Source organism: Rhizobium leguminosarum bv. viciae (assembly GCF_012276115.1).
Taxonomy (GTDB): Bacteria; Pseudomonadota; Alphaproteobacteria; order Rhizobiales; family Rhizobiaceae; genus Rhizobium; species Rhizobium leguminosarum_T.
The window spans coordinates 139,785-164,787 of record NZ_WIEU01000004.1 but is presented as its reverse complement, the minus strand read 5'-3'; the positions used below and the strand labels follow the sequence as shown (position 1 = coordinate 164,787).

Genomic DNA, 25,003 nt, shown 5'->3' with positions numbered 1-25,003 from the left:
GTCACCGCTCGTAGTTGATGCGTCGGCCGAGGAAGAGGAACTGGGCGGCGGTGAGGAGGGCGACGAAGACCATCAGGATCGCCGTCTGGGTCGAGGCGCCGGAAAGGTCATAGCCACTGAAGCCGTCCGTGTAGATCTTGTAGACCAGCAGCGTGGTGGCGCCGCCGGGGCCGCCATGGGTGATCGTATCGATCAGCGCGAAGGCCGAGGTGATGCTTTCGGTGAACTCCAGCACCAGCGTCAGGAAGAGCTGCGGCGCAATCAGCGGCAGCTGCACGTCGAAGATACGACGCCATGGCCCTGCCCCATCCATTGCGGCTGCCTGGTGCATGGTCTTCGGGATCGACTGCAGGCCGGCGAGCAAAATGACGAAATTGAACGGGATGCCGCCCCAGACATGCGCTGCGATCAGCGTGAGGAAGGCGTCTGTACCGTCGATGCCGGGCGCCCAGATGCCGGGAAAGGCTGAGTTGAGTGGCGCGAGCACGCCGACGAAGGGATTGAAGATGAAGGCGAAGACGACGCCGATCGAGGCGCCGGCAACCCCCTTCGGCCAAACGAGCACATTACGCGCCGGCAGCGACATCAGGATCTTCCGGTCGGCCGCGACCGCAAGGATCAGCGGGACCGCCACCGCGAGTGAGGAGGCGGTGACCATGAAGACGATGGTGCGCCAACAGCCCTTCCAGAACTCCGGATCGGAGAACACGCGGGCAAAGTTATCCCAGCCGACGAACATCGAACCGCCGCCGAAGGGGCGTTCGAGGAAGAATGACCAGTAGAAGGCCTGAAAAACAGGCACGTAGAAGAAGAGTGCGATCAGCAGCATAAGCGGCGCTACCAGCAGAAGCGGCAGCCAGCGGTGGCTGAAGAGAGAAGATTCCGACGTCATGGAGAAGCCCTGCATTGGGAAGACCGGCACGGGCGTATGGGTCCCATGCCTGACGCACGGGAGCGCTTAGGACGCGCCCCCCGTGCGTGGGACGCGCGGGACGTTCAAACGTCCCGCGCGCGAGATGTCGGGATCACTGCATCCTCACGCCCTTGTAGGTCTGCTCGAAGCGGCGCAGCAGCTCGTCCCCACGCCTCTTGGCATTGTCGAGCGCCACCTGCATGGTCTCCTGGCCTGCAAAGGCCTTCTGCGTCTCTTCCACGAAGACTTGACGGAACTGCACATAGAAGCCCAGACGGATGCCGCGGGTATCCGGGGTGCGCGGCTGGTTCATCGACTCGATGCCGATGGCGGCCGTCGCATATTTTGGCGCGTTCGCCTCGCCGCTTTTCGCGATCGCATCCATCACGTCGTTGGTGACGGGCACGTAGCCGGTGGCGGCGGTCAGGAACATCTGCTGTTCGGGACGGCGTAGGAAGTCGAGGAAGGCCTTGGCGCCTTCGACCTCGGCCTTGTCGTGGCCCTTCATGATGTAGATCGATGCGCCGCCGACGAGCGTGTTGTGGCGCTCATAACCCTCATACATCGGCGCCATGCCGACTGACAGTTCGTATTTGCCTTCGAACGCCTTGGCCGAGGCGCTGTAAGAACCCGAGGAATTCTCCATCATCGCGCATTCGCCGGTGTTGAAGGCGGCGGTGAAGTTGCCGGCCTTGGTATCGGCATTGAGCTTGACGAGGCCCTCCTTGCGCCAGTCGACCAGGTTCTGGAGATGCTTGGCGGCGAAGGTGGTGTTGAACACATATTCGGCGTCGAGACCGTCATAGCCGTTATGCTTTGAGGCGATCGGCAGGCCGTGGCGGGCGGAAAACTGTTCGAGCACGCGCCAGGTGTCGCCATCAGTGGTGAAGGGGCAGGCATGACCCGAAGCCTTCAGCTTGCGGGCGGTCTCGATGATCTCTTCCCAAGTCTCAGGCGTCTTGGTGATGCCGGCTTTCTCGAGCTCGGTCTTGTTGGTGTAGAACAGCAACGTCGAGGCATTGTAGGGCTGCGCGAAAAGCGCGCCGCCGGAGGTTTCGTAATAGGCCCGCGCGCCGGCGATATAATTGTCCCACTTGACCTCGGGCAGCGCCTCCTGGACCGGCACGACGGCATCAGACAGCATCAGGTCGAGCGTGCCGGCGTCGAAGAACTGGATGAGAACTGGATGTTTTTTGGCACGGAAGGCGGCAATCGCCTTCTGCATCGACACTTCGTAGCTGCCTTGGCCGACGCAGGTGATGTGATGCTCCGATTGCGCGGCATTGAAAGCGCTGCACTGGTCCTGGATCGCCCTTTCGACGACGCCCGTATTGCCGTACCAGAATTCGATATTGGCGGCCTGCGCCGAACACGCGCCCGCCATCAGCGCGGCCGCAGCCGCCAGAATGGAAATCTTCATTTTGCCCTCGCCTGATTTGATCGGCCGGCTTCAAGCGCCGACGCCGTGACGGCAACTTACTACACATAACGTGTAACAACTTAGTGACGGGCGTAAGCCGCTTGTCGCAAAGCAGGGCTGCTGCTATAGCGCACGGACGCAAGTATCGGAGACAACAGCATTAATTACTACACGCCTAAGGTAATTACTGACGAAGGAAGTGTTGATATGACCTATTTCCCGGAGCCGCTGATCGCCCGGCACTTCCTTCGCGAAGGCGGCGGCGTCGTCTCGTCGAACGAACGCGATCTGCTGAGGCTAATCTGGCGTCATCCCGGCCTCTCGCGCTCCGAAGTCACCAGCCACACCGACCTCACTCAGCAATCCGTCTACCGGATCATCGACCAGTTGGAGGAACGCGGCATTATTTCCTTCGGGTCGCCGAAGCCCGGCGCCGGTCGCGGCCAGCCGAGCCCGACTCTCCGGCTGAATGGCAGCTACGCCTATTCCTGCGGCATCTCGGTCAATACCGACGTGATCGGCATCTGCCTGATGGATATATCAGGCAAGGTGCTCACCGAAAGCAGCATCACCTTGCGGGAACGTTCGATGGCCCAATCGCTCGATCTCGTCCTGGAGCAACTGGTCGAACATCAGAGGGAAAACGACCTCTCCGAGGAGACTTTCTTCGGGATAGGCTTTGCCATCGCTGGCTTCCACGTCAGCGGCACCCGCTACAATGCCCCGCTGCCGCTGCACGAGTGGTCGCTCATCGAACTCGGGCCACTCTTGACGGAATTTTTCGGCAAGCCGGTCTGGGTGCACAATGGCGGCAAGGCGGGAACGGTCGCCGAATCCATGTTCGGTGCCGGCCGCTACATCAAGCACTTCGCCTATCTGAGCTTCAACTACGGCTTCGGCGGTGGCCTGGTCAGCAACGGCGAGCTGCTGCATAACGGCATCGGCAATGCCGGCGAATTCTCGGGCATGTATGACGCCGAGGAGAATAAGCGCCGGCCGGCTTTGCAATATCTGATCGAAAACCTCAACCGCAATGGCGTCGACGTTCCCTCGATCAGTTACATGCGCAAGCATTTCGATGCCAAATGGCCGGGCGTCGTGGAATGGGTGGACGAAGTGACACCCGCCTATAGCCGCCTCATCAACGCGATCTGGGCGATCTTCGATCCGCAGGGGATCGTCTTCGGCGGCCAAATTCCCTCCGCCCTGGCACAGCTTTTGATCGACCGCACCGAGATCTTCGACCGCCCCCGCTACGGCGTGCCACGCCCCCGGCCGAAGCTGATCATCTCCGAGATAGCAAGCGACGCATCGGCCATGGGAGCCGCCATCGCCCCGTTCAAATCGGCCTATTATTGATCCGAGCGGCTCCGCGGCCCGTCGGGCAAAAATCGGCTCCCTCTCAGCCGTTTACGGCAATTCCCTCTACTTCCGCTTGAGGAGATCTGGCATTTTTTGCCGGGAGGCAACGCAGGCGATTTTCGGCCGGCCGTTCCTGCGCTATGATCTGATTCTGGCGCAGCCCACGCCTCCCCCCTCCATCGGGAAAGCAGACTTCATGCGGGGCCACCTGAACCGAACCGACTGTTCGAGCATCTTGCATAAGGAGGGATTGCGAAAACCGCTCGCAATAGGAGGTTTATGAATGAAGATGTCTGCGCCTATCTATCACCTGAAGCGTAAAGCCAGAAAGCTCTCCCGAGCCGAGGACATACCCTTGCATCAGGCGCTCGACCGCATAGCCCTGGAAGAAGGCTACGGCGGCTGGAGCCTGCTTGCGGCAAAAGCAGCGGCGGAAGCACCTGCCGGCAAGCTGTTTCAGCAATTGCTGCCCGGCGACCTCCTGCTCGTCGGCGCCCGGCCCGGCCACGGCAAGACCCTGATGGGCCTCGAACTTGCCGTCGAGGCGATGAAATCAGGCCGTCCCGGTGTATTCTTCTCGCTGGAATATACGGAAGAGGATATTGCCGATCGCTTCCGCGCCATCGGCGTCGACCGGGCGCAATTCGAGCGCCTGTTCGAATTCGACGGCTCCGACGCTATCAGCTCCACCTACATCGCCGAGAGACTGGCGTCCGCACCGCGCGGCACGCTCGTCGTCATCGACTATCTTCAGCTGCTCGATCAGAAGCGGGAGAACCCCGAGCTCTCTGTCCAGGTCCGCACTCTGAAGGCTTTCGCCCGCGAGCGCGGCCTGATCGTGGTCTTCATCTCCCAGATCGACCGATCCTACGAGCGATCGCAAAAGCCCCTGCCTGATATCGCCGATATCAGGCTACCGAACCCGCTCGACTTGAAACTGTTCGATAAGACGTGCTTCCTGAACAACGGCCAGGTAGCGTTTCAGGCTGCGCGATAAGGACCTGCCGTGATCCGCTCGCGGGCCTCACGCATGGCCCGCGGGACCTTGCCCTGCCACGCCGGTTTTATCATAATGCCCGGCATGAGCGGATATGAGAGCCCTGTCGATTTCTACACGCGCCCGGCCAGATGACATCGGCCGGGCCGCATGCCCTTGCCCTTGCAGCGCTCAAGGGCGTCGAAACCGTTGCTGCGGCCGTGCACGGCACGCTGCTGCATGATGCCTGGGCGCAACACTACGATCAGGTGCTGACCCCGGAGCGAAGGGCGCAGTCACACACGCGGCCGGCGCGAGAGATACTCGATACGATCATGGCGATCGATCCCGCCCCGCTCGACATGCCGCGTCCACCGGAGAAGCGGAGTATCGGCGTGTGCCGCCATTTCACCGTGCTCGCCTGCGCGGCACTCAAGGCCCAGGGCGTCCCGGCACGCGCCCGCTGCGGCTTCGGCATGTATTTCGAGGCCGGTAAGGGCATCGATCACTGGATCGCCGAATATTGGGACGGAGAGCGCTGGGTCTCTGCGGATTTCCAGATCGACGATCTCCAGCGCGCCGCCTTGAAACTCGATTTCGATCCCCTCGACCAGCCGCCGGGCAAATTCCTCAGCGCCGGCGAAACCTGGCAGCGCTGCCGCGCCGGCGCCGCCGACCCCGGCAAATTCGGCATCTTCGACGAGTTCGGTTTCTGGTTCATCGCCATGAACCTCGTGCGCGACTTCGCCGCCCTCAACAACATGGAGATGCTTCCCTGGGACGATTGGGGAGCGATGCCGCAGCCCGAGGAAGAAATATCTCCGGATGGCTTGGCGCGCTTCGATCGTCTCGCTGCGCTGACGGTCGACGTAGACCAACGCTTCGGCGAGCTGCAGGCCCTCTACCAGGACGATGCCGGGCTGCGCGTGCCGGCGCAGGTCTTCAACGGCGTGCGGCAGCAGATGGAGAATGTTGGCGGCGCGTGATCTTGAGATGGGACTTCCGGTCCCGATTGTCTTCCGGGCCGAAACTGTGCGATGACCGGTCGACCCCAGATACAACAGATCAAGGTGCGGCATCGGCATGAAGAAGATCGGTTTCCTCTCGTTCGGGCACTGGACGCCCTCACCCCAATCGCAGACGCGCTCCGCCGGCGATGCGCTGCTGCAGTCGATCGAGCTTGCGGTGGCAGCCGAGGAACTCGGGGCTGACGGAGCGTATTTTCGCGTGCATCATTTCGCCCGACAGCTGGCCGCACCCTTCCCGCTGCTATCAGCCGTCGGTGCTAGAACCAACCGGATTGAGATCGGCACCGCCGTCATCGACATGCGCTACGAAAACCCGCTTTATATGGCCGAGGATGCCGGTGCGGCCGACCTCATCGCCGGCGGCCGACTGCAGCTCGGCATCAGCCGCGGTTCGCCTGAACAGGTGATCGATGGCTGGCGCCATTTCGGCTATGCCCCGCCCGAAGGCCAGAGTGAGGCCGACATGGCTCGCCACCATGCCGAAGTCTTCCTCGAAGTGCTGCGCGGCGAAGGGTTTGCCAAGCCGAACCCGCGGCCGATGTTTCCCAATCCGCCCGGCCTCTTGCGCCTCGAGCCGCATTCCGAGGGCCTACGCGAGCGGATCTGGTGGGGCGCAAGTTCCAACGCCACCGCCGTCTGGGCGGCCAAGCTCGGCATGAACCTGCAGAGTTCGACGCTGAAGGACGACGAGACGGGCGAGCCCTTTCATGTCCAGCAGGCCGACCAGATCCGGGCGTACCGCGAGGCGTGGAAAGAAGCCGGCCACACGCGCCAGCCACGCATCTCGGTCAGCCGCAGCATCTTCGCGCTAGTCGATGATCGCGACCGCGCCTATTTCGGTTACGGCAACGACGGTGAGGACAAGATCGGTTTCATCGACGAGAAGACCCGCGCAATCTTCGGTCGCAGCTATGCCGCCGAGCCCGTCGCCCTGATCAAGCAACTCGCCGACGACGAGGCGATTGCCGAAGCGGACACGCTGCTGCTCACCGTCCCCAACCAGCTTGGCGTCGATTACAACGCCCATGTCATTGAAGCGATCCTCACCCATGTCGCGCCGGCGATGGGTTGGCGCTGATGTTCGTTCCCGGCGAGCTGTCTTTGCTGGCTCCAGCACACTACGGCTCATGCGCGGTTTGATTTGCCGCAGCCAATTTCCCCATGGCCTGCTGGATGGCCGAGAAGAAGAGCGCCGTCGTGATCCCGAACATCATCAGCCCGTTGGCTGCCTGCAGCGGCCCAAGCAGCCGGATACGACCGTCAAGCACCACGTCGCCATAACCAAGCGACGTGAAAGTGACGCCCGAAAAATACATGGCCGTTTCGAAATCCTCGAAGGCGCCGAGCGCACGATATAACAGCGCCCAGAAAGCGACTTGCAAGATATTGCCCAGCATGAGGACGATCATCAGCACCGCGAATTGCAAGAAGATCCTCCGCCGAGGCTTTCGGCCCACGGGTTGCGTGCGCGCGTGAGCAAAATAACGCGCGGCCAGCACTGAAGCCAGTGCCTGCAGCGCGAGGCACATCGACATCGCAAGCAGGCCGAGACCAATGACTGTAATCATGGGGCCGGACCTTCGATCTGGGGTCCGTCCTCGATCGGGCGCTGATGCAACCATTCCATTAGCAACACGAAGCCAACAGCCAGCAACACGGGACCGACAAATATGCCGAGAAGGCCGTCGGCTATCATCCCTCCGATGACACCCACCAAGATGACCGGCATTGGCACCTCCGATCCACGGCCGAGCATCAAGGGTTTGAGCAAATTGTCGCTCAGCCCGGCGACCAAAGACCATATGGCGAAGATGATTGCCGGTGTTGTCGTTTCCGTGGCAAAGACATAGGCCATGACGGGCAGCGTCAACAGCAGCGGCGGTATCTGCACGACCGCCAAGAGAAACGTGACGAGCGTCAGAGCACCGGCAGCCGGAAGGCCGATAGCGAAGAAGCCAATGCCGACGAGCATCGACTGGATCACCGCGACGCCGACCACGCCGACCGCCACGCCCCGGATGGTAGCGGCGGTCAGATGGACGAGCCGGGCACCCCGCGCCTTGCTGTTGGTGATGAGCTCCAGCAGACGGAGGGCAAATGCCGCAGCACCCTTGGCATAAGCGACAAGCACCGCGGCGATCGCGATGGAAAGAACGAAGGACAAGCCACCAGTGGCCAGGCCGCCGGCGAAAGATGCGAGCCACGCAGCAGGCTTGCTCAGCATCTGGCCGTATTGACTGAGCGCCAACGGCAGATTGGCGACAGTGAGCGACCAGCCCTCCGAGAGCTTCGCTCCGATCACCGGCAGGTCGGCAAGCCACGTTGGCGGCGGCGGGATCGTCAGGCTGTGGTTCTGCAAGCCGGAAACAAGCCAGTAAATGGAAGACCCAAGCGATGTGACCACGACGAGCATGGGCACCAGCACCACGGCAACGCCGACCATCCCGATGAGAAATGCCGACCACCGATTGCCGATCCGACCGGACAGGCGCAGATGCAAGGGATAAAGCATGACCGCCAGGATCACCGACCAAAGCAGAATGCCCATGAACGGCAATATGATCCTGGCGCAAACATAGACCAGAAGCGCGACGAGGCCCAATTGAACCGCCGCATGGATGATGGATGGTCTCGACGACGCAAGGTCGGCGTTCAATGCGCTGGACGTCATTTTCCCCTCCCGATCCGGAACGTTCGCGAACGAGCGAAGCCGGACGTTCCCCAATCGGACAACAAAACCTTCCAGCCGGTAACACGCCGTAATTGGTGGTTCGGCGAAAATTTTGCCAACGCCATGAAAGGTCGTCTCCAACGCCCCGTCATCATACACGACTTCGTGAAAACGAGATACGGCCGCCGCTGCCGGGCTCTCAAACCCGCGGATATCTCGCACGGAATTCGCGAGGGCTGCAGCCCTCGCGTTCGTGAAAGACCCGCGAAAAATAAAACGGGTCGTCCAGGCCGATCATGGCGGCTATCGTTTCGATCTTTTCGTCGGTGGTTGCCAATAGTTGTTTGGCATGGTCCATGCGCGCCCGAAGCTGAAATGCCTTGGGAGGCAGTCCGGTTTCGAGCGTGAACCGCCTGCGCAGCGTGGCGGGAGACATGCCGTGCTCGGCGGCAAAGGCTGCAAGGTCCAACGGCTGCATCGCCTGCCGCCGTAGCGTTTCCACGATGTCGGCTATATCCCGCCTCTCCTGGCGTCGATCGGCCGCGCCGCTTGCCTGCCTGGCGGCTGATATGACGATGCGATGCAGCATCAATGCCGCCGACGCCTGCCCGAGGTTGGTGTCGTCAAGCAGATCGGCATGAAGCTTGTCGAAGAGCCGCACCACCTCGTCGAGATGATGCAGGGCCACGACGGGATGTCGCTCCGCGATGATCCCCAGCCTCACGAAGTCCCGCGTGAACGACCCTTCGAAAAGCGCCCAGCGCTCGTCCCAGCCGTCTTCGTCGGGGGCATAGGAATGCACGCGGTTGGGAAACAGCCAGAAGAGAGCCGGTCCGGTCAGGCTCATGCGGCCGGTGGCGGCGGTTTCCAGCCAGCCCTGCCCCCGCTCCACCAGCACGACGGCGAAACTCGGTAGTTTCCGGTCCGTCACCGCGCGGCGGGCATGCTGCCTGCCGCTGCCGGTGACTGCCAGTCCGCCGGCCGCGCCGAGCGGTGTTCTATAGATGGCCTCGGCGTCTCTCATGGTGAGCGAAAAGTCCAGCTATGAATTTCCTCTATGTCGGTTGGTATGCCGGATCAGGTAATTGATGACAAGCCAACTCAAGCGACGGAGGAGTGAAATGTCAATTGCTGCAGAGGTCATACAAGCTCGCAAGATGGAATTTCCTCTTGCCGCAAATGGCAGAACCTTGCCCGTTGAGCGAGTCGGTTGGCTCGCGCCGACCGATCCCGGCATCGGCATCGAGGCCATCCGCCGCCGCTATCAGGACGATGGTTATGTCTGGCTGAAAGGCCTTCTGCCGCGGGCCGATGTGATCAATTTTCGCCGCTGGGTTTTCGAACGCCTCGCCGAAACCGGGCTGGTCGAGCCCGGAAGCGATTTTTCGCTGGGTTTGGCGTCTGCCGGTGGCTTCGACAGGAGCCTGGCGGACAGGCGCCTGATGTCGCTCGTCCGCTCCGCCGCCTATGAAGGCTTCTGCGCGCAACCGCCACTCGCCCGATTCATGGACGATTTGCTGCAGGGCATCTCCTATCTCCACAAGCGCAAGATCATGCGTTTCGTCCAGCCGGACACGCCGACGGCCACACCCGCCCACTACGATCTCGTCTATCTCCGCGGCGGCACCCGCCGCCTGGTGACGGCCTGGATTCCGATCGGCGACATTCCGACCGAGATGGGCGGCCTGGTCTATCTCGAAGGCTCGCACGCGCTGGGCGTCAGGATGGAGGCCGAGTTCCAGGCTGCAAGCGGCGATCTTTCTGCGGAAGAGCGGGTCAGTGCCTATAACCGCCACATGGCGGAAGGCGGCTGGATCTCGAAGGATCTGCCCGATATGGCGGAGCGCTTCGACACCCGTTGGCTCGCCGCCGATTATGAGGCCGGCGACGTGGTGCTCCACTCGCCCTACATGATCCACGCCTCGACCACCAACCAGGACCGCAGCCGGCGGCTGCGCCTCTCCACCGACATAAGATATCAGAATGTCGACGACGAGATCGACGTCCGATGGAACAACCATTGGAGTCTCGGCGATATGCTGTAGTCCGGCTTCCAGGGCCCGTTCGGCAGAGCCCGATCGTCTGACGTCGATGCCGGCCGCGCGTTAGCCGAGATTCGCGGCCATGTTCGTTTCCTTCCTTTTTGTCGTGCCCGGCCACCTTTATTGACCGGCGGCCGGTCCGATGGCTGACGAAGGGATGTCGACACAGAAGCGAAGCGGTCGGACCTTACTACCGCGTTAGGCGTTGATGGTCGGAACCTTGAATCGATCCCATGACTGACCGACTTATGGCTTTAGCCGAACCGCCCGAGTTGCCTGATGCCGCGTACGAACCTGAACGATATTCTGATCTTCATGGCCGTCGTCGATGCCGGAAGCTTTATCGCCGGCGGCCAGGCCATGGGCCTGTCCCGTTCGGCGGCAGGCAAGGCTGTCATCCGTCTGGAAGACCGGCTCGGCGCGCGCCTGCTCAACCGCACGACGAGGACGTTGAGCCTGACCGACGAAGGCCGGATGTTTTACGAGCGCGGGCTGCAGATCCTTGTATCGGTCGACGAGGCGGAAGCGAGCGTGGCGGGGCAGAACAGCACGCCGCGAGGCGTTCTCCGGCTTACCGTTCCCGATGCTTTCGGGCGGCTCGTCATGCTGCCTCTGCTTGAAAAATATCTTCGGGCCTGGCCCGATATCCAGGTCGAAGTGAACTTCACCGATCGCCTGGCCGACATTGTCGAGGAAGGCTTCGATCTGGCGATCCGAGTGGGCGCGACGGCGACGGACACCCGCCTGGTCTCACGCGTGATCGCCACCTATAAGGCGCGGCTCTGCGCTTCGCCGTCCTACCTTGCCTGGCGCGGCGAGCCACGCGATATCGATGATCTCGCGGTCCATGACTGCCTGATCTTCGCCGGCCGCAATCAAAGGCAGGGCTGGCGCTTTCGCGGGCAAGGCGGTTCCTGGATCAAGGCGCAGGGCCGCAGCCGCCTGAGGCTCGACAGCGGAGAGGCAATCCGCGACGCTGCCCTGGCGGGGCTGGGCATCGCCCTGCTTCCCGATTTTCTCGTGGCCGACGATCTCGCCGCCGGCCGCCTCCGGCAAATCCTGGCCGACTTCGAAACCGACGACGCAAAGATCGTTACGCTCTATCCCGACAAGCGCCTGCTGGAACCGCGTGTCCGCCGCTTCATCGATCTGATCGTCGAGGAGCTTGGGCGCGGCTAGAGCTAGACGCTTCAGGCGAGGCCCCCGTCAAACCCGCGAAAGCTCTTCAGCGCCAGCGGCGCAAGCGTTGCCGCGAGATAGGCAATCCCCATCAGGAACAGCGCCGCGGCAAGGCCGAGCGTGCTGATCAGCGCGCCGCCGGCGAGGCCGCCGAAAGGGATGAGGGCGAAGCAGAGGGCGGTGTTCAATGCGGTGACGCGACCAGTCAGCGGCTTGGGGATGCGCTCGAAGATGACCGCCGACAGGATCGGATTGAGGAAGCCCGACCCGAATCCTGCGATGGCGAGCGTCGCAAAGACGAGGCCGATGGGCGCGTCCAGCGCCGGAACGAGAAATCGCGGAAAACCGGTCAGGAGGAAGGCCACCGTATAGACCATCAATCGTGGCATGCGCTCGCCGATCGCCGCGGCAATCGCCGCGCCTGCGATCGAGGCGCCGGCGAAGGCGGCGAACATCGCACCGAGCAGCTCCGGGCCATGGCCGGCATCCCGTGTCCAGACCGGCAGCAGCACGGCATGATAGGCTTGGTCGAAGAGATTGGTAACCGCCACCATGGCGACGATACTGACGAGCACGGCATCGCCGCGCAGAAAGCGCCAGCCTTCGCGCAGATCCTCGATATAGGAAGCCCGTTCGACCGGTCGAGTTTCGGGCGCAGGCGTGCGTCGCGTCCCGGGTATGCCCGCGGCAACGATCAGCGCGGCGGCGGCGAAGGTGGCGGCATTGACGAGCAGCGCCTGGCCGGGGCCGATCAGCCCGATCAAAGCGCCGGCGCCGGCCGCGCCCGCCGTCGAGGCCAGCCGCTCGATGGCGCTCGCAACGCCGGTCACTCGTTCGAGCGGTACATTGGCGAGTGTGGCGATATCGGGAACCATCGCCTGCTTGGCCGCATCGGAGGGGCCGCGCAGCACGCCCATGGCAAAGACGAGCGGCAGCAGCACCGGCATGCCAAGCATGCCGAAGAGATCGAGAAGTGGCACCAGAGCGACCACGAGCACCGAAGCGGTGTCGCAGATGATGGCGATGCTCTTGGCGCCGGCGCGGTCGATCAGTGGGCCGCCGAGCGCCTTGGCGATGACATAGGGCAGCATCTCCATCATTGCAGTCAGGCCTGTCAGCACCGGGCTGCCTGTCGTGCTCAGCACCAGCCAGGGAATTGCGATGGTCGAAAGCCGCGTGCCGGAGAGCGAGAGCGTCTCGGCCGCGGCAAGCGCCAAGAATGGCCCACCCTTCCTCATGACCCATCATCCCCCTCGCGATGCGGGAGCCGGCCCGGATAGGGAAAGGCGTGCAGCATGATCGAGAAAGGAACCATATCCGGGGGCGCCAGCTCGCCCAAAGGCGGAGCCACCCGCATCGCTTCGAGAATGACATCGGTCAGCCGCCTGGTCAGGGCTTCCGCCTGTTCCGCCGTCATCGGGATGATGATGTCGCTGGCCGTACTCGCCTTGCGCCATTCCGCCGGCAGCTCTGCATATTCCTCCAGCGCCTGCTGCATCTGGCCGACCTGCAGGGAGAGTATCGCCTGGTTGAAGGCGAGGTCGAGATCAAGCGCTTCACCCTCGGCATCGCTTGCCGGCACCGAGGTGAGCTCGTGGCTGGCGCGCCACCAGCGGTCGCGCCGCGAAGCATGCGGCGCTTCCTCGATGAAGCCGTACTGGGCAAGCTGGCGCAGGTGATAGCTGGTCGCGCCGCTGTTTAAGCCCAACCGCACTGCCAACTGCGTCGCCGTGGCTGGCCCATCGAGCCTGAGCATGCCAAGCATGCGCAGCCGGACAGGATGCGTCAGCGCCTTCAGCGCGGTCGGATCGGGCACGACGCGGCTGAGGGTGCGGGGTGCGGTGACTGAGTGAGCAGGCTGCGGGCGCGGATTTTTCATGCCAGAAGCCTACTATTGCAAAGATATCTTTGCAAAGCTTTCTTTGCATAAACGAAGGCCGCGCACAGCACCCTGCCTTGCGGCTCAATCCTCCAGCAGAGTGAAGACCGCGCAAGGCTGGGCAATGCCGCGCAAGCTGTGCTCTCCGAGCGGCATCAGAGCCGTCGCCGTATTCGCCGCAACCGCGCCCGAGATCAGCACGCTTCGGCCGAGCGGCTTGCAGAGCCCTTCCAGCCGACTGACGAGATTGACGGCGGGACCGATGGCGGTAAAGTCCAGCCGGTCGGCTGCGCCGATATTGCCCCACAGGATCTCGCCGAAATGCAGCGCCGCGCCGAAGGGCAGCGGCGCCAGCCCCTGCGCCTGACGTACCTGGTCGAGATGGACCATGCCGGCACGGCTGGCAGCAACCGCCCTGAGGGCTGCCTCGCAGGCTTCCCGGTCTCCGTGGCTCACCCTTTCCGCGTCGTCGGAAGCGCCCGTGACCGGAAAGATCGCCAGCACACCGTCGCCCATGAATTTCAGCACCTCGCCCCCGAAAGCATGCACGGCGCCTGCGACGCGGTCGAACCAGGCGTCGAGCGTCGCGATCATTGCGTGCGGCTCGGTCACCTCCGAAAGCGCGGTGAAATCGCGCAGATCGGCGCAGAGAAGAGCGGCACGTATGGTCTCGCCGGTGCCGCGAGCAAGCGCGCCGGCCTGTACCCGGGCGGCACTGCGCCGGCCGAGATAGGCTTCAAGCAGCGCTGCCCGCGCCTCTCGCGCCGCGAGTGCTGCGAGCGGCGCGGCGGCAAATCGCGCGACCTCGCGCAGCCGGTCGGCTTCAGCCGGAGCGAATGCGCCCGCCCGTGCCCGGTTGTTGATACCCGCCCAGCCGAGCATGGGACTATCCTGCGAAGGCCCTATTCGCTCCTCCCATACCGGCCCGAGCCCGGCTAGCCAGTCGCGCCCGGCCTCGCTCTGCGGAGCCGCGGCAAAGGCCAGCGCCTCGATGACAGCACCGGTCTCGGCCCGCCATAGCCAGGTGCGCCGCGCAATGATCGGATGCGGCACCGAAAGCGTCAGCGTGCCGCCGGAAAGCGGCAGTCCGTCGGCCAGCAGCCGGCGCCTGAGCTCGGCCAGAAACCGTTCGGGACCAGGCGAGGCTCCGGCCTCATCAACCAGCCAGGCAAGGGGAGACGGCAGATCCATCGCTTAACATCGCACGCCCACGTGGACGTCCGCAAGGACATCCCTGGGTGATCGTGGCGACACTTCCAGCGACTCGGCCTGTCGCCCGCAAAGGCCATCCGAATCGACTGTCGAAAACCATTCGGCGCGGTGGAAAATAAAAAAATAAACACTTTAAACTTGCGTGATTTTGGTTCCATTGTAGGGTCATTCGTCATCGTGTGATTGAGGGGTACGATGGGCACGATATGCTGGCCGAAAGATCCGTTGGATGGGAATGACATGACGCTGCTGACGTCGATCCTTCGGCGATGGTGCGAAAGATATCAGGTCGAGCTGACGGCGGAGGAGAGCAGCCGCAAGGCGAAGGAACTCGTCGAATGGTTCGAATTCGGCGTCAAGGACCCGGTCGAGCTCGAAGAACTGATCGACGACAAGTACTGGCTCGTCAGCAGGATCTGACCGTACCGGACAAATCGGGAGGACGCTGCCGGTCAGCGTCGCGAAGCTGTCTCATCAGAAAAGGCCGGGCGAAAATCGCTCCGGCCTTCGTCCATCTACAACTAGGCGAGACCCTTAGTCATAATCCCGCCAACGGCGGTCGCGATCCCAGCGCCTCTCATGGCGCCAGCGCGGGCCATCCCAATCCCGGTGACGCCGCTCCCAGCCCCAGCGGGGCGGGCCACCGTAAAAAGCTACCGGCGGCGGGCGTCTCCAGTTTCGTCGGCATTCGCCCCAGCGCGTCAGATGCCAGCCGCGACCGCAGGCGTAGTCGACCTTTGTGATATTGCTCTGGACATTGATTGTCCCAATCGGCATCGCCTGCGCTGTGCCGAACGAGAGGCTGCCAGCGAGCAAGGCAGCCGCGATAGAAAGTGCCTTCATCGAGAACTCCATTTCAAACCAGCCGTCCACACCTTATGACCGCCGAATTGAACTGGAGATGAATTGCGCGTTCATGTTTGCGGGAGAAAAAGAAGCGCTTCCGCACGGCCGGTCCGAGCGCTGTTGTCGCAACGGCAAGCGCTACAGAACCGCCCCGCCGCCCGCAAAAATTGTTCATGTCCTGCCGTAAAAAGGATCGGGCCCTGGATCGCCCCCGGCGGCGACCTCGGTCAGCCGTCCGAGGTAATGCGCCCAGCCTTCCGCATGGCCGGCGCATTGCTCGGCGCTCGGCAGGCCGCTATGGGTGAGTCGCAGCAGCGTTCCGCCTCCCTGTTCGATCAGATCGATCTCGACCAGGCTCGACCCCGGCGGCACCACCTCGCTGCCGTCCCAGCCGAAGCTGTAGGCAAGGCGATGAACCGGCACCACCTCTCGAAACGAGCCGCGCGCAAAGCGGGCGCCGGTGACGTTGACGAGATAGAGCCCGCCGGGCTGCGGCTCGACCTGCGCCTCCGTTCCCATCCAGCGCAGGATCTTTTCCGGGTCGGTCATCAACGCGAACACCGCGGCCGGCGGCGCCGCGATATGCGCCTCGCGGTGGACGACGAAGGGGTCTTGCATCTCTCTCTCCCATGGTTTCCACGGCCCTGCCCGTCTCCGGTGGAGACGGCGCAGCCTGTCTTGCCGTGTTATTCTGACGTGAATGTCCTCACGCACAGCATGTAGGCGCAAGCCCATCCTCCGCAAGAGGGACTGCCCGTTGCGATCGACCAACAAGCGAAATCGCCGCGTCGGGAGCGCTGATCCAGCATTAGTCGCGAAGCATTTCGGCCTATTGCCAGCCCGTTACCTTCCCCCTATTGTTCGCGCCGTTCTCAGGGCGGGGTGCAAGTCCCTACCGGCGGTATGCAATTTAGATTGCGAGCCCGCGAGCGCCTTCTCAGGAAGGGTCAGCAGATCAGGTGAGATGCCTGAGCCGACGGTCATAGTCCGGATGAAAGAGAACGTGCGTTCCTGCCGCCCTTGCGGCTGTCGGGAATGTTCGTGATCGCCTTGGGTGATGTGTCTGTTCGCCAAAGGAGATTACCATGACACCCACCCGCTATGCCTTCGTCAAAGCCAGCTGGCACGCCGACATCGTCGACCGCGCCCTTGATGGCTTCCATCAGCTTATTCCGCCCGAGCAGGTCGATGTGTTCGATGTTCCCGGCGCATTCGAGATGCCGTTGCTGTCGCGCGATCTTGCGGCAACCGGACGCTATGCCGCTGTCGTTGCCGCCGCCTTCGTCGTCGACGGGGGAATCTACCGCCACGAATTCGTCGCCCAGGCCGTCGTCGATGGGCTGATGCGCGCCGGCATGGATACCGGTGTGCCGGTGCTGTCGGTTTCGCTGACGCCGCATCAGTATCAGGAAACCGAGCACCACAAACAGATCTACCGCGCCCATTTCGTCGAGAAAGGGCGCGAGGCAGCAAAGGCGGCTCTGACGATCGGCAAAACCCGCGCCGCTCTCGCTGCGTAGGAACTTCCTGCACGCCGGCTCGACGAGCCGCAGGACGACAGACGAAAGTGGCGGGGAACCGACCCCCCGCCTCATCGGATCGACATGACCTCACCAACCGCACGAATCGAGAGCGACGCGCCGTGTATCGTAGTGGAATCCGCCAATACCGGCCAAATCAGACAGAATAATTGATTCGACGACCCCACCGCGCCGTGGTCAACTTGGCCGTCACGTGTCCGCAATTCTCAAGACATCCAGAACCCAAGGAGCTTAAGATGAGCAATGCACTGCGCAGCGAAACCCCCATTGAAACCCCGAGAACAAAGCCCGTCGACACCAAGCTCGAGGTGGTCGTCATCCCCGTTTCCGACGTCGACCGCGCCAAACGTTTTTACGACGGCCTGGGCTGGCGGCTTGACGCCGACTTTGCCAATGATGCCGATTTCCGGGTGATCCAGTTTACCCCGCCCGGCTCCGGCTGCGCGATCATCTTCGGCAAGAACGTCACCGCCGCAGCCCCCGGCTCAGCCCAGGGGCTCTATCTTATCGTCTCCGACATCGAGGCCGCCCGCCGCGATCTCATCGCCCGCGGCGTCGAGGTCAGCGAAGTGTTTCATGACGCGGCCGGCATCTATGCCGGCAAGGACGAACCCTATCTGTTCGGGCGGCTCCGCATTGCCGGCCGCGATCCCGATCACCGCAGCTACCGCTCCTTTGCCTCCTTCAAGGATCCCGATGGCAACGGCTGGCTGTTCCAGGAAGTCACCACGCGCCTGCCAGGACGCATCGACGCCGACGGCACGACATTCACCAACTCAACCGATCTCGCGTCAGCCATGCGCCGTGCGGCGACCGCGCACGGCGAACACGAGAAACGGAACGGCGGCAAACACGACGAGAACTGGCCGGACTGGTACGCCGAATACATGGTCAGCGAACAGGCCGGCAAGCAGCTGCCCTTATAGGCAAGGGCGGCGACCAGACGGCGACATCATTCGAGAAAAACATCCCGGCGGGTACCGCACGTACCGCGCCGGGATTTCATCGTGTATCTTTTCCGCGTGCAACGGCCACCATACCATCGAGCCCGTCCTGGTGAGCATTGATCATCGGATTGGAATTGGCAGTAGCCAGCTCCTTTGCCGGCTCGCCGATCCGCGTCTACTGTTAAGGAATTATGCCGGGATGTGGAAGCGCAGGAGCCCTGCCTTCGTCGCGGCATCCATGGCGTTGGGGCCTGGAAGCCGGAGCCGAGCATCGCCAGGATCAGGACCGCACTCAACCAGTGGATCGAGACCGCTATTTCGCCATAGCGGTCAGGCCTGCTCTTCAACATCTCCATGTCCTTCCAGTTTGCTGCGCAGCACCTTCATGACGGTATGCGTGGTTTTGAGATCCTCGACCTGAAACCCTTCCGCGAGCAGGTCGACCCAGGGGGCCTGCAGACGCATGGCTGTTTCGTATGCCTGTTCCCCCTTGACCGTCAGCACGACGAGCTGTGCCCTTCGGTGGTGCGGGTTGGGCTGGAACGTCAGAAGTCCTTCCTTCTCCAAATCGTTGACGATGCGCTGGACGTTCTGGCGATTGGCCCCCATGTCGCGCGCCAGCCAAGCGACCGGCTGTGGCCGGCCTGCTGTGACCACGGTGCCGAGAACTTGCCAGCGGGCGCTGGTCAGGCCGAGCCCGTCGACAAGCTTGTCGCCCGCGTTGATCATCCGGTTGTTGAGCCGGAAGAGATCCAGAATGAGGTCAGTCAAAGCTGTTCCGGCCGGGGTCCGTTGAAGTTTATCCATTTGTCACCATATAGCTATATTGACATCATAGTGTCAAAATGAATATGTATCCGTATCACCAGATTGACATCATGTAACCAAATCAGATGGAGTCGACCATGTCGCTCATGCGCCCGATGGACCCTGCCTTCCCAATCGATCGCCAAATCGGGATCGATGCCTCCGCGATCATCCTCATCAACCTCTTCACGCTCGACAAGGCGGATGAGCAGGCCTTCCTTGATACCTGGCAGGCCGATGCGGCCTTCATGAAACGGCAGCCGGGCTTCATCTCGACCCAGATGCATCGCGCTGTCGGCGAAAGTCCTGCTTATCTCAATTATGCCGTCTGGGAATCGACCGCCGACTTCCGGGCGGCGTTCTCGCATCCGGAGTTTCGGGCGAAGCTCTCGGCCTATCCGTCCTCGGCGGTCGCCTCCCCGCATCTCTTCCAGAAGGTTGCCGTGCCGGGCATCTGTGTGGCGTAAGCAAAGCGACCGGCGCCATGTCCTTGAGCGTCGGGATGATCTCGGCCTCCGGCTCGCCGGAGGCGTCATTGCGATGCGGGAGACATCTGCGACGTCATCCAATCGGAAAATGCGAGCATGGCCGCTGTTGGCGGCCTTGATTGAAGTCGGGTCAGCCAATAGCTTCCCAACGATATGGTCGTGGGAAAAGGTTGTCTGATAGCCCCCGAGGATAGGTGTCTGGAAAACATCGACGGCGGCGCCAGAGCGATCCCCAGTCCTTGCAGGGCCGCCTCCATCATGGCAAGCGAAGAGTCGAAGACGATACCTGCGTTTATCTGCGCCGCCGGCGGAACGTTCGCTGCCGCGAACCAGGTGCTCCATTCGTCCGCCCTATAGCTCCGCAAAAGCGTCGCCTCGACCAGGTCTGCAGGCGACCTTAAACGCTCGGCCAATTTGGGCGTGCACAGAGGCGAGAGCGAAGCGTCGAACAGACGCAGTGCCTCTGTGCCATGCCAGGAACCGCTTCCGAAGCGAATGGCAAAGTCCAGCCCCTCGGCCGCCATATCGACGCGATTATTGTTTGTCGAAATGCGCACATCGATGAACGGGTGCTGCCGTTGAAAATCCGAAAGCCTTGGCAACAACCAGCCGACGGCGAACGTCCCGACCACGCCCAGGAACAGCAATTCCCGAACCTGCCCGGCTTCAATCCGGTCCAGCGTGATCGCCATCTGATCGAAGGAATTGGTCAGGGTCGGCAAAAGAGCTTCGCCTTCTGCGGTGATTTTCAAGCCTCTTGGGAGGCGCTGAAAAAGCGCAGCCCCCAATCGCTTCTCCAGGCTTTTGACCTGCTGGCTTACAGCCGCCTGGGTAACGCAAAGCTCGATGGCGGCCCGGGTGAAGCTGAGATGTCTTGCCGATGCTTCGAAAGCCCTCAGGCCATTTAAAGGGAGGAATTGCCGAACCATCTTAGCCCTAGATTTTCTTGGATCTCCTCCGAGATATCATCGTTTGCCGCCACAAAACAGTGCCGTTAAATGCCGTCCTCATGCGCTTTTGCGCTGATGAAAAGCTGCGTGCGGAGGATGAAAATGAATCGGAACTGGATAAAAACTCTATCGGCCGCCTTGGTCTCGACATGCATTTCCACAAGCGGCTTTGCGGCCGACGAGATGAAACTGAAAGCCATCTCGGACGCAGCGGTAAAGCCGATCATGGATAAATACGGCATTCCGGGCTTGGCCGTTGCCATCGCCGTTGACGGAAAGGACCACATCTTCAACTACGGTGTCGAGTCGAAGGGCACAGGCAGGCCCGTCACCTCGGCGACCATGTTCGAACTGGGATCGATCAGCAAAACGTTTACAGTCACCCTCACCTCTTACGCGGACGTGACCGGCCGGCTTTCGCTGTCGGACAAGGCAAGCAAATATCTTCCGGCTATGAAAGGAAGACCCTTCGGCGATGTCGCGCTGATGAATTTGGGCACGCACACGGCTGGCGGATTTCCGCTGCAAGTTCCCGATGAAGTCAAAACCGAAAAACAGCTGATGGAGTATTTCGCAGGCTGGAAACCATCACATGCCGGCGGAACGCACCGAACATACGCCAATCCAAGCATCGGCGCGCTCGGATATATAACGGCAAAAAGCATGGGCAAAGACTTCGCAGCTCTTATAGAAGACCAATTGTTTGCTTCTCTCGGGTTGACGAGCACGTATATCAATGTGCCGAAATCGAAAATGGCCGACTATGCCCAAGGCTACAAGCGAAGCGGCGAGCCGGCTCGGATGACACCCGCCACTCTTTCGTCCGAGGCCTATGGAGTAAAATCCACAGCAGGCGATATGATTCGATTCATCGAAGCGAACATGGGACTGGTCGAATTGGACGATAAGCTCCGGCAGGCGATCACGAATACGCACAGGGGATACTTCGATGTCGGCGCGATGACCCAGGACCTTATTTGGGAACAGTATTCCTATCCCGCGACATTGACGACGTTGATGGACAACAATTCCAGCGCGATGCTCAAGACCATTCCCGTCAAGCAACTGATGCCCGCAATGAAACCGCGCGACGATGTGTGGATCAATAAAACCGGCTCAACGAATGGTTTCGCCGCATATGTCGCGTTCGTCCCGAAAGAGCGGCTCGGCATCGTCATTCTGGCCAACAAAAACTATCCCAACGAGGACCGTGTCTCTGCCGCTTACCAAATACTGACCGATATAACTTCGGCGCGGTGATCCAGAGCATGATGCCGAAAAGTGCGCGCGGTTTTCGGACGACATCATGCTCTAGCTATGTAATTCAGAACAGGATGATTTTAGGCCGATCCGGCCTAAAATCATCCTGTTCTGGCATCAACGGTCGAAAATATCACGCCACTGCTTCTCACCAATCAGGCAGTCGGTACCCGTCTCGGCGCTGGCTGCTTTCTGCACCGTCGCCGGCGGGGAAAGGCCGCTGATCTCCAGTACCAGCTTGCGGCGCACGGCAACGGCGAAATCCTCGATCTTGCGGACCGGCAGCACGAAGGCGCCGGGACCGCCGATCACGCAATCCGCATAATATTTGTCGAGCCCGTTGGGCGCATCGGAGGGCCGCAGCATGATGGCGAGGCCGTTGATGATCATGCCGGCTTCCACCGCCTTGTCGCGGGCGGGGGTGACGGGATCGCCGGAATTGTTCGGCCCATCGCCGGAGACATCGATCACCTGCCGCCTGGACTGAAAGGGACTGGAAACGATCATGCTGGCGCCCTGGACGATCGCGGTGGAGATCGATGTGCGCCGCTGCGTGGCAATCGGCCGGGCTTCGAGCTTGTCGGCAAAAGCGATCGCATCCTCTTCCGTCTCGATCACCTGCCAGTCGATGACGGAATCCTGGACGACATAGCCAGCCCATTCGAAATAGCTGATGGCGATTCGGCCGGTCAGCCCACCCTTGACCGCGTCGATGAATTCCTTGTGCTTGAGCGCTTCGACATAACCCTCGCGCTGGATGCCGATCTCCTCGAAATCCATCGACCGCGAGGTGTCGACGGCAAGTACGAGGGTCACATCGACCTCGCTCCCCCCCGCTTGCGCGATGGGGACGATGCCGGAAAGACCCATAAGCACCGCAAGTGTCGTCAGCATTGGCAATCCAATCCCCTGCGCCATGCAAGCCGGCGAACTCTAACACAGCTTGGCCGAGGGAGGACGCTCGCCCACGCACACGGCTTCAATTTTCGGTGATGGGATCGGAAGCCTTCAATGCAAGGGAAGCCACAAGGGGGTCTTCCATGCTTTCAGCGCCTCGAGAAAGACCTGCAATCGGGAGGGCAGGAAGCGGCGCGTGGGATAGACGGCGTGCACGAAAATTTTCTCGGACGACCAGTCCGGCAGCAGGCGGACAAGTTCGCCTCTTCTGATCTGTTCGTCGCAATAAGTCGAAGGCAGCAGGCCGATGCCGTGTCCGCGATAGGTGAAGGCGCTCACCGCATCGAAATCCCGGCTCGATACCAGCCCCGACACATGCAGGCGAACCGATTTGCGACCGCTCACGAGATGCCATTCCGCCTCGCCGTTGCGGCCATTCAAGAGCACGCATTGATGGTCCTTCAGGTCTTCGGGCTTCAAGGGAAGCACCCTGTCCTTCAGATAATCCGGTGCGGCGACCAGATAGCGCACGCTCTTGCCGAGCCGCTGCGCCACGATGGAAGAATCCTTAAGTTCGCCGAAGCGGATGCCGAGATCGACATTCTCGGCGACCAGATCGAGAAACAGGTTGGTGACGAAGAGATCGATCTGGATATTGGGATAGGTCTTCAGGAAGGCTGAGATGAATTCGTAGAAGACCTCCTGCCCGAAGATGACGGGCACGGAGATCTTCAGCAGACCTTCCGGTTTTCTCTGTGTTTCGGTGAGCGCCTGCTCGGCGTCGACGAGATGGGCGAGCGGTTCGCTGCACCTGTCGTAATAGGCCCGGCCCTGCGCAGTCAGGCTCAATTTGCGGGTCGTCCGCTGGATGAGCGTCACGCCGAGCTGCTCCTCCAGCGACGTCACCTTCCGGCTGACAGTCGATACCGGCATGCCGAGGGAATGGGCAGCACGGCTGAAGCTGCCGTATTGTGCGACCTTCACGAAAACGGCGATGTCGTTCAGATCGGCCATGCGCTGATTTTTGCATGGATGCAAGAGAGAATCCATATATTTCCATCTAATCGAGTAATGGAGTTTTCGCCATATTCACCTTGCGAAAACAACCACAACCCGATGGAGGCGCATTCGCAGCAGCCCCATCTCGAGCGACCCCCCGCCTTTGCAACCGCAAGGCCCGCGTTGCCCGAACCAGATTATGGAGATCAGCATGACTACGAGAAAAACAGTCATCATCACGGGCGCCTCCCAGGGTATCGGAGCCGGCCTCGTCAACGCCTTCATCCAGCGCGACTACAATGTCGTCGCTACCTCGCGCCAGGTCAGTGCTTCGGAGGCTTTCCAAGCCTCGGACAGGCTGGCGCTCGTCGATGGCGACATCGGCGATGCCGAAACCGCAGCGCTGGTGGCAAGGACTGCGATCGATCGCTTCGGCTCGATCGACGCACTCGTCAACAATGCCGGCATTTTTCTAGCCAAGCCATTCGTTGAGTTCACGATGGCCGACTTCGAGAAATTGTCCTCGACCAATCTCGAAGGCTTCATCCACCTGACCCAACAGGTCGTCAGGCAGATGCTCGCGCAGAAAACCGGCGGCAGCGTCGTCAGCATCACCACCCCATTGACCGATCATCCGATCGCCGGCTTCTCCGCCTCAGTCTCGATGATGACAAAGGGCGGCATCAACGCCATCTCCAAGAACCTGGCGATGGAATATGCGAACGAGCGAATTCGCTTCAATATCGTCGCTCCCGGCGTGGTGGACACGCCGTTGCACAAAGACAACCCGAAGGACTTCCTGAGCACTCTGTCGCCGATGGCAGGCATTTCCAATGTCGAGGAGATCGCCGATGCGGTCGTCTTCCTCACCGAAGCTCCGCGCGTCACCGGGGAGGTGCTGCACGTCGACGGCGGCGCACATCTGGGCAAATGGTAGACCATGCTAAAGCTGAGGCAGCCGGCGCGGAACGGCGGCTGCAGGATCTCGGCATCGCCCTTCCCCCACCGCCGACGCCCTTGGGCGCCTATGTCGAGGCGGTCAGAACCGGCAAGCTGGTCTTCTTCAGCGGCATGCTGCCGGTCGTCGACCGCAAGCCCCGCTATATCGGCCGCGTCGGTGGCGCGCTGACGGCAGAAGACGGCAGAAAGGCCGCCGAAACCGCAACGCTGAGCGCGCTCGCAGCCGCGAGGGACTATCTCGGCTCGCTGGACAGGGTCGTCAGGGTCGTCAAGCTTGGCGTCTACATCGCGACCGAAGGCGATTTCCGCGACCATCCGAAGGTTGCGGACGGAGCATCCGAAATGCTGCTTGCAGTCTTCGGCGAGCAAAAGCTTTCTGGCCGCGTCGTGCTCGGCGTCGCTAGCCTGCCCTTAGGTGTGCCGATCGAACTTGAACTTGTTCTTGAGGTCGAGGAGTGAATGGGGGCGGTACCGGCGCGGCATCGTCCGAGGTCCCTCATCCTGAGGCGCGTAGCCCGCAGGGCGAAGCCTCGAAGGACACGCTCCGGCACTGCTCCTTGCATCTACCGACCGCCGGCGCCTACGGGAGCCTCATCCTGAGGGGCGCCTCAGGATGAGGCTCCCGT

26 protein-coding genes, 1 pseudogene and 1 riboswitch are annotated in these 25,003 nt (G+C 61.8%); of the genes and pseudogenes, 13 read left to right on the top strand and 14 right to left on the bottom strand.

Going from position 1 to position 25,003, the window contains the following annotated elements:
- Position 1: 1 nt before the first annotated feature.
- On the bottom strand, positions 2-892 hold the full coding sequence (locus GFM02_RS09205) for a carbohydrate ABC transporter permease (RefSeq protein ID WP_168321481.1): 891 nt from the start codon (positions 890-892) through the stop codon (positions 2-4).
- A gap of 133 nt (positions 893-1,025) precedes the next feature.
- Complete coding sequence (locus GFM02_RS09200; protein ID WP_168321480.1) at positions 1,026-2,333, bottom strand: extracellular solute-binding protein; 1,308 nt, start codon at positions 2,331-2,333, stop codon at positions 1,026-1,028.
- 207 nt (positions 2,334-2,540) lie between these two features.
- Here GFM02_RS09200 and GFM02_RS09195 point away from each other — a divergent pair, with 207 nt between their 5' ends.
- The 4 genes and pseudogenes from GFM02_RS09195 to GFM02_RS09180 all read left to right on the top strand — a co-directional run bounded on the left by GFM02_RS09195 (position 2,541) and on the right by GFM02_RS09180 (position 6,777).
- Complete coding sequence (locus tag GFM02_RS09195; protein WP_168321479.1) at positions 2,541-3,692, top strand: ROK family transcriptional regulator; 1,152 nt, start codon at positions 2,541-2,543, stop codon at positions 3,690-3,692.
- A 286-nt stretch (positions 3,693-3,978) separates the two neighbouring features.
- Positions 3,979-4,692, top strand: coding sequence for a DNA helicase (locus GFM02_RS09190; RefSeq protein ID WP_168321478.1), 714 nt, complete (start codon positions 3,979-3,981; stop codon positions 4,690-4,692).
- A gap of 84 nt (positions 4,693-4,776) precedes the next feature.
- Positions 4,777-5,657: pseudogene (locus tag GFM02_RS09185) on the top strand (transglutaminase-like domain-containing protein).
- 97 nt (positions 5,658-5,754) lie between these two features.
- A complete protein-coding gene (locus GFM02_RS09180; protein ID WP_168321477.1) occupies positions 5,755-6,777 on the top strand; it encodes an LLM class flavin-dependent oxidoreductase in 1,023 nt (340 codons plus the stop codon).
- Positions 6,778-6,817: 40 nt separating this feature from the next.
- On the opposite strand, the gene GFM02_RS09175 is transcribed toward GFM02_RS09180, so the two are convergent.
- The 3 genes from GFM02_RS09175 to GFM02_RS09165 form a co-directional block, all read right to left on the bottom strand.
- On the bottom strand, positions 6,818-7,267 hold the full coding sequence (locus GFM02_RS09175) for an ion channel (RefSeq protein WP_168271334.1): 450 nt from the start codon (positions 7,265-7,267) through the stop codon (positions 6,818-6,820).
- A complete protein-coding gene (locus GFM02_RS09170; RefSeq protein WP_168321675.1) occupies positions 7,264-8,370 on the bottom strand; it encodes an AI-2E family transporter in 1,107 nt (368 codons plus the stop codon). The genes GFM02_RS09175 and GFM02_RS09170 overlap by 4 nt, the downstream gene beginning before the upstream one ends.
- A gap of 199 nt (positions 8,371-8,569) precedes the next feature.
- A complete protein-coding gene (locus GFM02_RS09165) occupies positions 8,570-9,394 on the bottom strand; it encodes a helix-turn-helix transcriptional regulator (RefSeq protein ID WP_168321476.1) in 825 nt (274 codons plus the stop codon).
- Between the two features lie 97 nt (positions 9,395-9,491).
- Between GFM02_RS09165 and GFM02_RS09160 the strand changes: the two genes are divergently transcribed.
- Positions 9,492-10,415: a phytanoyl-CoA dioxygenase family protein gene (locus GFM02_RS09160; RefSeq protein WP_168321475.1), complete on the top strand. Its 924-nt coding sequence runs from the start codon at positions 9,492-9,494 to the stop codon at positions 10,413-10,415.
- Positions 10,416-10,691: 276 nt separating this feature from the next.
- Positions 10,692-11,591 (top strand): LysR family transcriptional regulator, encoded by a 900-nt coding sequence (locus tag GFM02_RS09155; protein ID WP_168321474.1) that lies wholly within the window; start codon positions 10,692-10,694, stop codon positions 11,589-11,591.
- Positions 11,592-11,602: 11 nt separating this feature from the next.
- Here the strand turns inward: GFM02_RS09155 and GFM02_RS09150 are convergent, their stop codons facing one another.
- From GFM02_RS09150 to GFM02_RS09140, 3 genes are all read right to left on the bottom strand, one after another.
- Positions 11,603-12,829: an MFS transporter gene (locus tag GFM02_RS09150; protein WP_168321473.1), complete on the bottom strand. Its 1,227-nt coding sequence runs from the start codon at positions 12,827-12,829 to the stop codon at positions 11,603-11,605.
- Positions 12,826-13,470 carry a winged helix-turn-helix domain-containing protein gene (locus tag GFM02_RS09145; protein WP_168271339.1) on the bottom strand — a complete coding sequence of 215 codons (645 nt, stop codon included), beginning with the start codon at positions 13,468-13,470 and terminating at the stop codon, positions 12,826-12,828. The genes GFM02_RS09150 and GFM02_RS09145 overlap by 4 nt, the downstream gene beginning before the upstream one ends.
- 84 nt (positions 13,471-13,554) lie before the next feature.
- The gene (locus GFM02_RS09140) at positions 13,555-14,661 is read right to left on the bottom strand and encodes an adenylate/guanylate cyclase domain-containing protein (protein WP_168321472.1); all 1,107 of its coding nucleotides are present in this window, start codon (positions 14,659-14,661) and stop codon (positions 13,555-13,557) included.
- A gap of 216 nt (positions 14,662-14,877) precedes the next feature.
- Between GFM02_RS09140 and GFM02_RS09135 the strand changes: the two genes are divergently transcribed.
- A complete protein-coding gene (locus GFM02_RS09135; RefSeq protein ID WP_020050675.1) occupies positions 14,878-15,102 on the top strand; it encodes a hypothetical protein in 225 nt (74 codons plus the stop codon).
- A 114-nt stretch (positions 15,103-15,216) separates the two neighbouring features.
- On the opposite strand, the gene GFM02_RS09130 is transcribed toward GFM02_RS09135, so the two are convergent.
- Positions 15,217-15,525, bottom strand: a complete 309-nt coding sequence (locus GFM02_RS09130; RefSeq protein ID WP_131643014.1) for a GCG_CRPN prefix-to-repeats domain-containing protein — start codon at positions 15,523-15,525, stop codon at positions 15,217-15,219.
- Between the two features lie 174 nt (positions 15,526-15,699).
- The gene (locus GFM02_RS09125; RefSeq protein WP_020050677.1) at positions 15,700-16,146 is read right to left on the bottom strand and encodes an SRPBCC family protein; all 447 of its coding nucleotides are present in this window, start codon (positions 16,144-16,146) and stop codon (positions 15,700-15,702) included.
- A 246-nt stretch (positions 16,147-16,392) separates the two neighbouring features.
- Positions 16,393-16,535: riboswitch (FMN riboswitch) on the top strand.
- A 78-nt stretch (positions 16,536-16,613) separates the two neighbouring features.
- Here GFM02_RS09125 and GFM02_RS09120 point away from each other — a divergent pair.
- On the top strand, positions 16,614-17,048 hold the full coding sequence (locus GFM02_RS09120; protein ID WP_062943356.1) for a 6,7-dimethyl-8-ribityllumazine synthase: 435 nt from the start codon (positions 16,614-16,616) through the stop codon (positions 17,046-17,048).
- A gap of 257 nt (positions 17,049-17,305) precedes the next feature.
- Complete coding sequence (locus GFM02_RS09115) at positions 17,306-17,995, top strand: VOC family protein (protein WP_168321471.1); 690 nt, start codon at positions 17,306-17,308, stop codon at positions 17,993-17,995.
- 351 nt (positions 17,996-18,346) lie between these two features.
- Here GFM02_RS09115 and GFM02_RS09110 read toward each other — a convergent pair whose 3' ends face one another.
- Positions 18,347-18,823 (bottom strand): MarR family winged helix-turn-helix transcriptional regulator, encoded by a 477-nt coding sequence (locus tag GFM02_RS09110; protein ID WP_168321470.1) that lies wholly within the window; start codon positions 18,821-18,823, stop codon positions 18,347-18,349.
- A 98-nt stretch (positions 18,824-18,921) separates the two neighbouring features.
- On the opposite strand from GFM02_RS09110, the gene GFM02_RS09105 reads away from it, so the two are divergent.
- Entirely contained in the window at positions 18,922-19,290 is a 369-nt protein-coding gene (locus tag GFM02_RS09105; protein WP_205930239.1) for an antibiotic biosynthesis monooxygenase family protein, read from the top strand.
- 65 nt (positions 19,291-19,355) lie between these two features.
- Here GFM02_RS09105 and GFM02_RS09100 read toward each other — a convergent pair whose 3' ends face one another.
- The gene (locus GFM02_RS09100; protein ID WP_168321468.1) at positions 19,356-20,240 is read right to left on the bottom strand and encodes a LysR family transcriptional regulator; all 885 of its coding nucleotides are present in this window, start codon (positions 20,238-20,240) and stop codon (positions 19,356-19,358) included.
- 123 nt (positions 20,241-20,363) lie between these two features.
- On the opposite strand from GFM02_RS09100, the gene ampC reads away from it, so the two are divergent.
- Complete coding sequence (gene ampC / locus GFM02_RS09095; RefSeq protein WP_168321467.1) at positions 20,364-21,521, top strand: class C beta-lactamase; 1,158 nt, start codon at positions 20,364-20,366, stop codon at positions 21,519-21,521.
- Between the two features lie 117 nt (positions 21,522-21,638).
- On the opposite strand, the gene GFM02_RS09090 is transcribed toward ampC, so the two are convergent.
- Positions 21,639-22,415, bottom strand: coding sequence for a DUF1194 domain-containing protein (locus GFM02_RS09090; RefSeq protein WP_168321466.1), 777 nt, complete (start codon positions 22,413-22,415; stop codon positions 21,639-21,641).
- A gap of 114 nt (positions 22,416-22,529) precedes the next feature.
- Positions 22,530-23,432: a LysR family transcriptional regulator gene (locus tag GFM02_RS09085; RefSeq protein WP_168271348.1), complete on the bottom strand. Its 903-nt coding sequence runs from the start codon at positions 23,430-23,432 to the stop codon at positions 22,530-22,532.
- A gap of 196 nt (positions 23,433-23,628) precedes the next feature.
- Here GFM02_RS09085 and GFM02_RS09080 point away from each other — a divergent pair, with 196 nt between their 5' ends.
- The gene (locus GFM02_RS09080; protein ID WP_168271349.1) at positions 23,629-24,354 is read left to right on the top strand and encodes an SDR family NAD(P)-dependent oxidoreductase; all 726 of its coding nucleotides are present in this window, start codon (positions 23,629-23,631) and stop codon (positions 24,352-24,354) included.
- Complete coding sequence (locus GFM02_RS09075) at positions 24,348-24,836, top strand: RidA family protein (protein WP_168271350.1); 489 nt, start codon at positions 24,348-24,350, stop codon at positions 24,834-24,836. The genes GFM02_RS09080 and GFM02_RS09075 overlap by 7 nt, the downstream gene beginning before the upstream one ends.
- Positions 24,837-25,003 lie beyond the last annotated feature (167 nt).

Bases quoted from the DNA above. Each gene is read 5' to 3' on its own strand.
- GFM02_RS09145 (WP_168271339.1), bottom strand. From the start codon at position 13,470: ATGAAAAATCCGCGCCCGCAGCCTGCTCACTCAGTCACCGCACCCCGC.
- GFM02_RS09150 (WP_168321473.1), bottom strand. From the start codon at position 12,829: ATGAGGAAGGGTGGGCCATTCTTGGCGCTTGCCGCGGCCGAGACGCTC.
- GFM02_RS09140 (WP_168321472.1), bottom strand. From the start codon at position 14,661: ATGGATCTGCCGTCTCCCCTTGCCTGGCTGGTTGATGAGGCCGGAGCC.
- GFM02_RS09105 (WP_205930239.1), top strand. From the start codon at position 18,922: ATGTCGCTCATGCGCCCGATGGACCCTGCCTTCCCAATCGATCGCCAA.
- GFM02_RS09130 (WP_131643014.1), bottom strand. From the start codon at position 15,525: ATGAAGGCACTTTCTATCGCGGCTGCCTTGCTCGCTGGCAGCCTCTCG.
- GFM02_RS09135 (WP_020050675.1), top strand. From the start codon at position 14,878: ATGGGCACGATATGCTGGCCGAAAGATCCGTTGGATGGGAATGACATG.
- GFM02_RS09080 (WP_168271349.1), top strand. From the start codon at position 23,629: ATGACTACGAGAAAAACAGTCATCATCACGGGCGCCTCCCAGGGTATC.
- GFM02_RS09190 (WP_168321478.1), top strand. From the start codon at position 3,979: ATGAAGATGTCTGCGCCTATCTATCACCTGAAGCGTAAAGCCAGAAAG.
- GFM02_RS09205 (WP_168321481.1), bottom strand. From the start codon at position 892: ATGACGTCGGAATCTTCTCTCTTCAGCCACCGCTGGCTGCCGCTTCTG.
- GFM02_RS09125 (WP_020050677.1), bottom strand. From the start codon at position 16,146: ATGCAAGACCCCTTCGTCGTCCACCGCGAGGCGCATATCGCGGCGCCG.
- ampC (WP_168321467.1), top strand. From the start codon at position 20,364: ATGAATCGGAACTGGATAAAAACTCTATCGGCCGCCTTGGTCTCGACA.
- GFM02_RS09195 (WP_168321479.1), top strand. From the start codon at position 2,541: ATGACCTATTTCCCGGAGCCGCTGATCGCCCGGCACTTCCTTCGCGAA.
- GFM02_RS09180 (WP_168321477.1), top strand. From the start codon at position 5,755: ATGAAGAAGATCGGTTTCCTCTCGTTCGGGCACTGGACGCCCTCACCC.
- GFM02_RS09075 (WP_168271350.1), top strand. From the start codon at position 24,348: ATGGTAGACCATGCTAAAGCTGAGGCAGCCGGCGCGGAACGGCGGCTG.
- GFM02_RS09090 (WP_168321466.1), bottom strand. From the start codon at position 22,415: ATGCTGACGACACTTGCGGTGCTTATGGGTCTTTCCGGCATCGTCCCC.
- GFM02_RS09085 (WP_168271348.1), bottom strand. From the start codon at position 23,432: ATGGCCGATCTGAACGACATCGCCGTTTTCGTGAAGGTCGCACAATAC.
- GFM02_RS09100 (WP_168321468.1), bottom strand. From the start codon at position 20,240: ATGGTTCGGCAATTCCTCCCTTTAAATGGCCTGAGGGCTTTCGAAGCA.
- GFM02_RS09115 (WP_168321471.1), top strand. From the start codon at position 17,306: ATGAGCAATGCACTGCGCAGCGAAACCCCCATTGAAACCCCGAGAACA.
- GFM02_RS09120 (WP_062943356.1), top strand. From the start codon at position 16,614: ATGACACCCACCCGCTATGCCTTCGTCAAAGCCAGCTGGCACGCCGAC.
- GFM02_RS09175 (WP_168271334.1), bottom strand. From the start codon at position 7,267: ATGATTACAGTCATTGGTCTCGGCCTGCTTGCGATGTCGATGTGCCTC.
- GFM02_RS09110 (WP_168321470.1), bottom strand. From the start codon at position 18,823: ATGGATAAACTTCAACGGACCCCGGCCGGAACAGCTTTGACTGACCTC.
- GFM02_RS09160 (WP_168321475.1), top strand. From the start codon at position 9,492: ATGTCAATTGCTGCAGAGGTCATACAAGCTCGCAAGATGGAATTTCCT.
- GFM02_RS09200 (WP_168321480.1), bottom strand. From the start codon at position 2,333: ATGAAGATTTCCATTCTGGCGGCTGCGGCCGCGCTGATGGCGGGCGCG.
- GFM02_RS09165 (WP_168321476.1), bottom strand. From the start codon at position 9,394: ATGAGAGACGCCGAGGCCATCTATAGAACACCGCTCGGCGCGGCCGGC.
- GFM02_RS09155 (WP_168321474.1), top strand. From the start codon at position 10,692: ATGCCGCGTACGAACCTGAACGATATTCTGATCTTCATGGCCGTCGTC.
- GFM02_RS09170 (WP_168321675.1), bottom strand. From the start codon at position 8,370: ATGACGTCCAGCGCATTGAACGCCGACCTTGCGTCGTCGAGACCATCC.